Here is a 410-nt window from a genome sequence, read left to right as displayed (position 1 = left end):
GTCTCTTTGATTGCTGCTTGAATATCTTTATCGCCTTTTTGATTTGGTTTGATCGCTTTAATATTTGCTACTGGTCGATAATTAACTTGTAATGCTTTTTGCCATAAATCGACCCATTCTGTCTGCGTAATATAATTTTCTTTTTTTCTAAAATACGCATTTTCAACACATAACAAAACGTGCATATGTTGATTATAACTTCCATCATTTTTATTGACTGTAACTTCTGTCGAACGCATAAAACCAATTAAATTTTTACTAACTTTTTTATATTTAAATAATCTTCTAAATGATTCAGTTAAATGCTTAAGACTTTTTTCTAAAGTATCTCCGTCTATCGCATTTCGTGTTGATAGTGTGAGAAATAACCAACGTGCTTTTGGCTTTTCTTTTACCACTTCTTCAATCAC

1 protein-coding gene is annotated in these 410 nt (G+C 30.2%); it reads right to left on the bottom strand.

The genetic code is table 11. The features are described from left to right. Nucleotides 1-410: protein rep (locus tag ACF91D_RS32180; RefSeq protein WP_392438767.1), on the bottom strand; the 410-nt coding region annotated here is incomplete at both ends.

It is taken from the genome of Staphylococcus sp. 231237_7MaSpsaltlick (assembly GCF_043107035.1).
Note: the sequence above shows the minus strand (reverse complement) of the source record. Positions and strands in the feature narration are given on the sequence as shown.